The sequence below is a fragment of the Rhizobium sp. BK650 genome, assembly GCF_014195325.1.
In the GTDB taxonomy this organism is placed as follows: Bacteria; Pseudomonadota; Alphaproteobacteria; order Rhizobiales; family Rhizobiaceae; genus Rhizobium.
In genome coordinates this window covers 1-8,616 of the sequence record NZ_JACIBK010000028.1, presented here as the reverse complement: position 1 = coordinate 8,616, position 8,616 = coordinate 1, and the positions used below count along the sequence as shown (strand labels likewise).

7 protein-coding genes and 4 pseudogenes are annotated in these 8,616 nt (G+C 57.9%); 8 read left to right on the top strand and 3 right to left on the bottom strand.

Going from position 1 to position 8,616, the window contains the following annotated elements; genetic code table 11:
* Window positions 1–97: 97 nt before the first annotated feature.
* Complete coding sequence (rpsU, locus tag FHX15_RS30655; RefSeq protein WP_184402078.1) at window positions 98–334, top strand: 30S ribosomal protein S21; 237 nt, start codon at window positions 98–100, stop codon at window positions 332–334.
* Between the two features lie 66 nt (window positions 335–400).
* Complete coding sequence (locus FHX15_RS30650) at window positions 401–595, top strand: hypothetical protein (protein ID WP_184402077.1); 195 nt, start codon at window positions 401–403, stop codon at window positions 593–595.
* 69 nt (window positions 596–664) lie between these two features.
* Here FHX15_RS30650 and FHX15_RS30645 read toward each other — a convergent pair whose 3' ends face one another.
* Together FHX15_RS30645 and FHX15_RS30640 are read right to left on the bottom strand one after the other, a co-directional pair.
* On the bottom strand, window positions 665–1,924 hold the full coding sequence (locus FHX15_RS30645; protein ID WP_184402076.1) for an acyltransferase: 1,260 nt from the start codon (window positions 1,922–1,924) through the stop codon (window positions 665–667).
* A 195-nt stretch (window positions 1,925–2,119) separates the two neighbouring features.
* Window positions 2,120–2,749: an alpha/beta fold hydrolase gene (locus FHX15_RS30640; RefSeq protein WP_184402075.1), complete on the bottom strand. Its 630-nt coding sequence runs from the start codon at window positions 2,747–2,749 to the stop codon at window positions 2,120–2,122.
* Window positions 2,750–3,061: 312 nt separating this feature from the next.
* Here FHX15_RS30640 and minC point away from each other — a divergent pair, with 312 nt between their 5' ends.
* From minC to FHX15_RS30615, 5 genes and pseudogenes are all read left to right on the top strand, one after another.
* Entirely contained in the window at window positions 3,062–3,805 is a 744-nt protein-coding gene (gene minC / locus FHX15_RS30635; RefSeq protein WP_184402074.1) for a septum site-determining protein MinC, read from the top strand.
* Between the two features lie 29 nt (window positions 3,806–3,834).
* Window positions 3,835–4,650: a septum site-determining protein MinD gene (gene minD, locus FHX15_RS30630; RefSeq protein WP_184402073.1), complete on the top strand. Its 816-nt coding sequence runs from the start codon at window positions 3,835–3,837 to the stop codon at window positions 4,648–4,650.
* Complete coding sequence (gene minE, locus FHX15_RS30625; RefSeq protein ID WP_184402072.1) at window positions 4,647–4,904, top strand: cell division topological specificity factor MinE; 258 nt, start codon at window positions 4,647–4,649, stop codon at window positions 4,902–4,904. The genes minD and minE overlap by 4 nt, the downstream gene beginning before the upstream one ends.
* 251 nt (window positions 4,905–5,155) lie before the next feature.
* A pseudogene (locus FHX15_RS30620) lies at window positions 5,156–5,974 on the top strand (LysR substrate-binding domain-containing protein).
* 397 nt (window positions 5,975–6,371) lie between these two features.
* Window positions 6,372–6,596 (top strand): annotated as a pseudogene (locus tag FHX15_RS30615) (transposase); the annotation flags it as partial.
* 327 nt (window positions 6,597–6,923) lie between these two features.
* On the opposite strand, the pseudogene FHX15_RS31935 reads toward FHX15_RS30615, so the two are convergent.
* A pseudogene (locus tag FHX15_RS31935) lies at window positions 6,924–7,022 on the bottom strand (integrase core domain-containing protein); the annotation flags it as partial.
* A gap of 73 nt (window positions 7,023–7,095) precedes the next feature.
* Between FHX15_RS31935 and FHX15_RS30605 the strand changes: the two are divergent.
* Window positions 7,096–8,125: pseudogene (locus FHX15_RS30605) on the top strand (IS110 family transposase).
* Window positions 8,126–8,616 lie beyond the last annotated feature (491 nt).

Below are 8,616 nucleotides of genomic sequence, written 5' to 3'. Positions count from 1 at the left end.
GCCGATCGGTGCGAATGCCGGTCAAACCCTAACCGAACCCAAGGAAAGACGCCAAATGGAGGTGTTTTGCCCCTTGAGTTCTTTCATTGGAGAAAACATGCACGTCATCGTCAGAGACAATAATGTCGAACAGGCTCTTCGTGCCCTGAAGAAGAAGATGCAACGCGAAGGATTGTTTCGCGAAATGAAGGAGCGCCGTGCCTATGAAAAGCCTTCTGAGCGGCGCGTGCGCGAGAAAGCTCAGGCAATTGCTCGGCAGCGCAAGGCTATCCGCAAGAAGATGCAGCGCGAAGGGCTTCTGCCGCCTGCAAGAGGCCGCGTATCTGCACGCTGATACCAGCAGCGCCGCCGCAATTGCCGGCCGCGCTCTATTCTGACCTCCAACTCTGGAAAGGACATCATGGAAGAGTTGCGCAGTTTGACTGTTTCAGATGATCGGCTTGACGACTGCCGCGAGGCTATCGGAGCCGACTTACAGGATCTGATCGATGCCACCGTCGCATCAGGTTTCACGATCGAGGAAACATTGATCACGATCAGCGAACTGGTGGCGGAAGATTTTGCCTCAGCAGTAAAACTCCCGAGCGTTCACTGAAGCGGAAGGCGAGAGAATGGCTGCGAGTGCGTCGGATCAACCGCTCCGACAAACGTTGGACTTTCTCGCTCAAGCACGCGATGCGCGCTCGCGAGGCGGCGCATCGTGAATGCCGCCCACTTTCTCTTCCCCATCGAGAGCATTTTGCATTTCCTCAAGAACCCGAACGAGTTGCGAGGTCGACGGCGCCGTATGGTCTATGTCGGAAGCAACATTGACGGGCGTTTTCCCGCCTGTACGCGACAGTACCGGTAGCAGGCCGACGATGAGCGAGGCGAAGAACTTTTTTCGACGTTCCGCGACTTCTGCCAGGAGCAAGCAAAGGGCGAAACAGGTGATGAGGAGGACCGCCGCCATCGGAACATGCTCCTCCACCGGATGCAGGAGGGCCGCAAACATCAGAATAAGCGGCTGGTGGACGAGATAGAGCGTAAAGCTGCCACCAGCCAGCCACTTGATCGCCGGGCCTGTTTTCTTGAACAGTACCGGAGCCTGGTAAAGCAACGATGCCACGCCGATGAGGTGCAGGACCACCGCAACGCCGATGAGGTTGAAGTAGGTGAAATTGATCGCTTCTTGAGACAGTGACCAGGTCTCGTACATGTTGGTCGCAATGCGATCGGCGAAAACCTTCAGACTCAAGAACAGCACGAGCGATGCGATGATCATCGCGATGGAGCTGGTGCGCCGAAATGGCGGGCGCCCGATGACGCACTTCATCGTCAACCAGCCCATGAGCCACAGGGGCATATACATTAGGATTTTCGGGCCTGCGAGGGTGGCCCAAAGGCACAGCAATAGTGGTTTCGCAGGCCGAGGCGAAAAGGCAAACAGCCCGTAGAACAGGTAGTACTGAACTTCGAAGCCCAATGACCAATACGGCTCGCCGCTGCCAAAAACGGCATGTGCAAACCATAATTGATTAGTGAAGGTCACATAGGCGAGTGCCGCTTCAACTGAAACCGGGGTGAAGAACCCGGTGTTGATGAAATCATAGTAAGGGGCGTTCGCGTGCATCCCGATGCTGTCGGCCACGAAAATCGCCGCGATTGCCAGCAGAGCGACAGGCATTATCCGGGCGAGGCGGGCGACAAGGTATTGGCGCCATTCCTTTTCGCTTACCTGCCCGACATAACTGATGACAAATCCTGAGAGAACGAAGAAGACCGCGACAGCTTCCCGACCCCAGCCCAAAGGTCCGATCTTGATGGATGGGAGCAGGAAGACATGCGCGTGTGAGAGAAATACGATCACAGCAGCGGCGAGCCGCAACAGATCAAGATAGATCGAAAGGTTGCCGTCGATCTTCCTGCCTTCGATCGCACCCATGCCTGATTTCCCGTCGAATGACAAAGCACCTGTCCAATGGACAGCCGCTTTGTTCAGGACCCCATTTCCGCGCGGATGCGCGGGGGCGCCATTCGATCAGGCAATCCTTTTAAAACGGTTTACCGAATAACTTTAAATATCGGGAAAGCGGCCGCTATCGACAGAAATATCGCGTGTTGCGAGTATTTTTTCGGATTATAGCCGGTTCGCCCAGCTCACTGCATATCCGGATAGTTGGCGCATATGGTCGCCAACGGAATAGCCTGAAATCTTCTTGCGTGGCTTGAGGTCGTGGTCGCCGTCTTCCAGCCAGAGCAGATCGATCTGATCGGAGAGTAAATAGGTTGCAACCTCTTCTCTTGATCCGAAGGGGTCACGCGTTCCCTGGCAGATCAGTGTGGGCGTCTGCAAGCTTTGCAGATGCGCAGTGCGCAGCTGGTCCGGCTTGCCCGGCGGGTGAAACGGATATCCGAGGCAAAGCAGACCCCGGATTTTCTTCGCCGCCAGAGCCTCGTCTGCGATCATGCTTGCGACGCGACCACCCATCGACTTGCCTCCGATGACCAACTTGCCGGCATTGAGTTCCTCGATTGCGGCACGATATTCGGCGAGCAAATGGTCTGCGCGGGGAGGCGGCTTTATCGCGCCGGTCACGCGACGCTGGGCCATATACGCGAACTCGAAGCGCGCTACCCTGAAGCCGCCGGCTGCGAGCGCTTTCGATAGATCGGTCATCGACGCAGAATCCATCGCGCCGCCTGCACCATGGGCAAGGAGGATCGTGAAATCAGCCATTTCTGGTCCGGTGATCAAAAAGCTGGTCATTTCTTCTCCGCGTGCCCCTCTTGTGATTCTGTCATAAAGCCGGCGGTACTCTGCGAGCTAACACGCGATCGCAGCAAGAGCATGGCCCTCGTCCGAGCGAAAGGCTTTGCCGTCGCCGGTGCGCTTGAATTACGGAAGGCTCTGATGTTTCAAGCATAATGCTAAAACATCACCGGCACGAGGCACGAAAGTGAGGCGATGGTACGCGACCTTTCGGTCGACCATTCTTTGGCTTCACCTGCCCGGCGTTAACGATTTGTTAACCATAAAGCAGCTAAAGCTTTTAAATCGAAATTAACCAAGTTTACTAACGTGTTAACCGAAGCGCGCTCCATTCGCATCAAAGGCAGATCGTTTCTTGCGGTCGTGCTCACACCTGATTTGCCGTTCGAGGATTGGCTCGTACGTCTCGACGATCTCGCTGCGCGATCGGCTGGCTTCTTCCTCGGCAGGCCCGTTGTTCTGGATGTCAGTGAACTCGCGCTGGATCGTGCCACACTTAAGGGAATGATTGCAGCTCTCGGAGAGCGCGGCGTCCGGGTGATGGGTATCGAAGGCGCGCGACCATCTCAGCTCGACGCCAGCATGCCGCCGGGCATGGTGGGCGGGCGGCCGGCCACTGATGTGGAGATGCCTGCAGCTGGCACGGCGAGCGAGGGGCAGAAGCCGAGCAAGGCGCAGCCGACCGAAGTGCGGGAAGTCGTTGCACCGGTTGTTCGTGCTGCTCCCTCTTCGCTCGTGTTGCACGAGCCGGTGCGCTCGGGTCAGTCGATCGTCTTTCCGGAAGGGGATGTAACGGTCATAGGATCGATCGCTTCCGGAGCCGAGGTAATCGCCGGGGGATCCATCCACATCTATGGCGCGCTTCGCGGACGCGCGCTCGCCGGGTCGGTCGGCAATGCGGCCGCGCGTATCTTCTGCCGCAAGCTGGAAGCCGAGCTTCTGGCAATCGACGGGATCTACAAGACCGCCGACGATCTGCCGGCGGAACTGCGCGGTCAGGCTGCGCAGTTATGGCTTGAGAACGATGCGATCAGGGCGTCGCGACTGATTTAACGGGTGAGTGGTTCAAACAGGAGCGGGATATGGGAAAGGTCATTGTTGTAACCTCGGGTAAGGGTGGCGTTGGCAAGACAACCTCGACTGCAGCGTTGGGGGCAGCCCTTGCGCAAAGAAACGAAAAAGTCGTAGTCGTCGACTTCGACGTTGGCCTTCGCAACCTCGATCTCGTGATGGGTGCGGAGCGAAGGGTTGTCTATGACATGATTAATGTCATTCAGGGCGACGCCAAGCTGACCCAAGCGCTGATCCGCGATAAGCGGCTCGAGACGCTGTTCCTGCTGCCGGCATCACAGACCCGTGACAAGGACTGCTTGACCGCAGAAGGCGTCGAGCGCGTCATCAACGAGCTGAAGAAGCATTTCGACTGGGTCATCTGCGACAGTCCGGCCGGTATCGAACGCGGTGCAACGCTGGCGATGCGGCATGCCGATATTGCTGTGGTCGTCACCAATCCGGAAGTGTCTTCCGTGCGCGATTCCGACCGCATCATTGGCCTCCTGGACGCCAAGACGGAAAAGGCCGAGCGCGGCGAGCGTATCGAAAAGCATCTTCTTCTCACCCGCTACGATGTCACCCGCGCCGAGCGCGGCGACATGCTGAAGGTGGACGACGTGCTGGAGATCCTGTCGATCCCGCTGCTCGGCATTATTCCTGAAAGCATGGATGTGCTGCGCGCGTCCAACCTCGGCGCTCCGGTGACGCTCGCAGATCAGAGCAGTGCTCCGGCCAAGGCCTATTTCGAAGCCGTCCGTCGCCTCAACGGCGAGGCTCTTCCGGTTTCGATCCCCGGCGAGAAGCGTGGTCTGTTTGGCAAGATCTTCGGACGGAGGGCGGCATGAGCGTATTCGATTTCTTTCAAAAGCGGAAAACCGCGCCGGTTGCGCGCGAACGCCTGCAACTGCTTCTGGCGCACGAACGCGTGACTCCCGGATCGGATCTCGTATCCGTTCTCAGAGAGGAGATCCTTGCAGTGATCGCCAAGCATGTCGAAATCGAAGGCGATCGTCTGCAGATCAGGATCGATCGCGGCGAGAACGTCTCGATCCTCGAAATCGACGTAGAAATCCCCGCCAAGGCTGCTCGGGCAGCCTGAGATTCGAACTCATTTATCCGGGAGACCGAAGGTCTTCCGGAAAAATCCTATGTATCTCACAGCGACGGATTTCTGCAGTTGCAGGATCGCCGAAGAAACCGCAGTCGGCGCGGAAGGCTTTGAAGGTAGCTCGCAGCAAGCGGCCGTCGACGATCGCGGCTGGGTCGAGAATGATCGCGTGGGCGATTGTTATGGGAACAACGAGAGATGCTCACTGCAACCGGCAATATTGCGCTCGCCGCACTGAACAAATCGCATATCGATTGGTCTTCACGGTTTGGTACAAGAGGGCGGTAGCCAAGGTGCATATCGCCCAGCCGGCTCTATTCATCCGCTCGGCCCCGCGGGTGGAATTGACAAGGGCAGGGGCAGCCTTCTACGAGCGGTCGGTGCGCATCCGGAGCGACGTGGACCTGTCAAGGGAGATCGCCCGCTCGGTTGGCGGGAGGTCCGCACGGAAGATTGCCATCGCCACCGTCTATCCCGCCACCATCGGCGTACTGCCGTCCTTCCTGGCGCGCATCGGCCGCACATATCCCGATATCTGCATGCATATCGAAAGCGGCACCACCGATGACATCATCCGCCATATCGCGGCAGGCCGCATCGATCTCGGCTTCATCAGGCTGGTGGAGAATATCGGCTCCTTGCGCTTCTTCTCGATTGCCCATTAGCGCTACCTGCTGGCGGTGGCCAACCCATTGTCATGCAAGAGCGAGATCGATCTTGAGGATCTGCGACAAGAGAAGATCATCTCCTTTTCCCGGCAGAACCTCTCCTACAGCGAGCGCTATTTCGCGGAAAAGTTCGAGGAGCACGATCTGACCGACAATGTCACCTATACCTGCGATGACACCTTCTCGCTGGTGTCACCGGTCTCTGCCGGGCTTGGCATCGGCTTCGTGCCGGAATGGACGCAGGATCTGCCCAACCGCGGTTTTGAGCTGAAGAAGGTGAGGAAGATCGACTTCAAGATCGGGCTCGGTATCGCCTGGAACCGGGAAGACCCGACTGCCGGCCGTGACGACATCATCGAAATCGCGCGGTCGCTGGTCCGGCCGGGTGGGTGACGGGAGGAGACGACCGGACGTCTGTCATCGGGAGCGTCACCAGCCGCGACGTCGGCCTGGAAGCGGCACACTCGGTCGCGGGACAGTCGGTCCCGCGCCTCCTTCGCACCGCTTTCGCTGGCGCTCCTGCGGCTGCCCTTCCTCGCGTTCCTCGTGTGACGCGAATTCCCGCTTTCCCTCGCGCGTCGGCGCGGCCGCTATGCTGAAAGCTTCGATATGCTTCTTTGTCCGCTGGCCAATCCTACCGGATCGAGCGATTCATTCTCTTTACCGCGTGGAGGCATTCTCCGGCGATTCTTACGGTAGAGTGCTGAAGGTTCTGCAAATTTCCTAAAGAAGGCGGCCATGGCAGACTGGTGATGTTCAACGTCACCAATTCCCCGGAGGGAACGCCACCATGACCAAGACCGATGGTAAGACAGCCAGCGCTGCAGTGAAAGAGATTTTGCTATCGAACCCAGACGGCCTGCGCGAAGTGATCCGCGCGGTGATGCAGGAAGTTCTGGAAGCGGAGATGGACGAGGCCCTTGGAGCTGGTAAAAGCGAGCGCACACCGGACCGGCTCGGATACCGCTCAGGCCACTATGGCCGAACCCTGATCACTCGGGTGGGCAAGCTTGAACAGCATTCTGGCGGTTCATCGAAGACGGTGTGGTGCCCGAAGGGGCCACTCTATCTATCGCCGCCAAATAAGGGTTCAACCGCCGACGGGCAGTTGAGAGGGAAGCGTGGCTACCGTGCGTAGAGATGGAAATCACACGCCGAGTTGTAGTTTGGTACCGCGTTTCGAAGCAGGCGTTTGGCCACCATGAATCGGGATTATGGTCGGAGGAAGCCGCCTCAGCCGGATACAAGTGGAGGCACCAACGGGTGCCGGATTGCCAGACGACTTCGAACAACCGATGGAAAGCAACTTTGGGAGGGATGACGATGGATTGACAAACGCCGCTTCATACAAGTCTCTACGCCAATCCCCCATCTTCGCCCGCGCGTCGTCAAGGCTCATGAACCAGTGAGCGTTCAGGCACTCAGCCCGGAACTTGCCGTTGATGGGGAAGACGGCCCCGCTCCGAACCGGTTGGTCGTATGATGATGCGCCGACTCAAACAGGAGCCACTGATATGATCGCCAGCACGATAGGCCTTGATCTGGCCAAACATAACTTTCACGTCCATGCGGTGGATGCCGACGGTTCAGTGATCAAAACCGCGGCGCTCCGGCGAAGCGAGATGATCAAGTTCTTTCAGCGTGCAAGGCCATGCGTTGTTGGTGTCGAAGCTTGTGCCACGGCGCACTACTGGGCTCGGGAGCTGATGAAGCTCGGTCACGAGGTTAGGTTGATACCGCCTTCGTATGTGAAGCCGTTTGTACGGCGCGGCGCGAAGAATGACGCCGCGGACGCTGGAGCCATCTGTGAGGCTGTTCGGCGACCCGATATGCGCTTCGTTCCGGTAAAGTCTGAGGCTAACCAGAGCTTCCTGATGCTACATCGAGCTAGAGGTCTGCTGGTACGGCAACGGACCATGACGGTATGTGCGATCCGCGCTCATCTCGCCGAATTCGGAATCATCTTCGGCCAAGGTCGACAACGCATCGAGACCATAATGCCGATGATAGAGGAAGTTGCGGCCTCGTTGCCAGAACATGCTCGGTATGCGTTGACCAGCTTGATCGGATCTGTTGGCGAGTTGAACAAGCAGATCGACGGGATTGAGACGAAGCTAGCGGAAATCGGTCGTTCAGATCCGGTCTCAAATCTGCTTTCGTCGATCCCAGGGGTCGGCCCAATCACGTCTACGGCCATCGCCGCCACCATTCCGGACGCTAGGATGTTCCGCTCCGGTCGAGAGTTTGCAGCTTGGCTGGGCCTGACGCCGCGTCAAAACTCCAGTGGCGGCACCACTCGATTGGGAGGGATTTACGAAACAAGGAGATGCCTACCTGCGTCATCTGCTCGTAATCGGCGCCAGGAATATAGTTCGGTATCCGAAAGCTCGAGCGAAGGTCGGGGGAGCTTGGATCGAAGCTTTATTACAACGACGACGTCCTATGATCGTGGCCGTCGCCGTGGCTAACAAACTTGCTCGGATCATCTGGGCGATGATGACAAGTGGAGAGATGTTCAGGGAGGCACGCGTCAAGACAGCATAGACAGGAAACCTCAGCGAACCGGCGTAAGGTGCAGAAGCAACAGATGGTCATCCAGCGGAGCTGGGGATCGAGCAAACCCGGAGAGCTTTAGGCGCCGCATTCAAGCGCGACCCGTTGATGAGGCCTCGATCCGCGTACTCCATCAGGGCCAGCGACCATGGTCTCGGTCGCAGACAAAGGCCGAATACATGAACGCACCCGAATGATGACCTAAACTGTCAATCGGCCCTTTAATTGCGGGTGTTTGTCAAGCGCCTGCAACATCGTTGCCGGGGTCATGGTCCTTTCCGAGGTCGTTGCCTCATGATGTTGTTCGGGTCGAGTGCTTCAACGTGTCCATCGATGTGCCTTTGGGCCATCAGCCGATTGACCGAAGTCACCGCAACCACCGTCCCGGCGGGGATATTGCAGACCCCGTCTAGGGCCTGCAAACTCGGGTTTAGTTCAAGCGGTTTTCTGAGCACTCCATTCAAAGGTGGTGCCGTCGACCC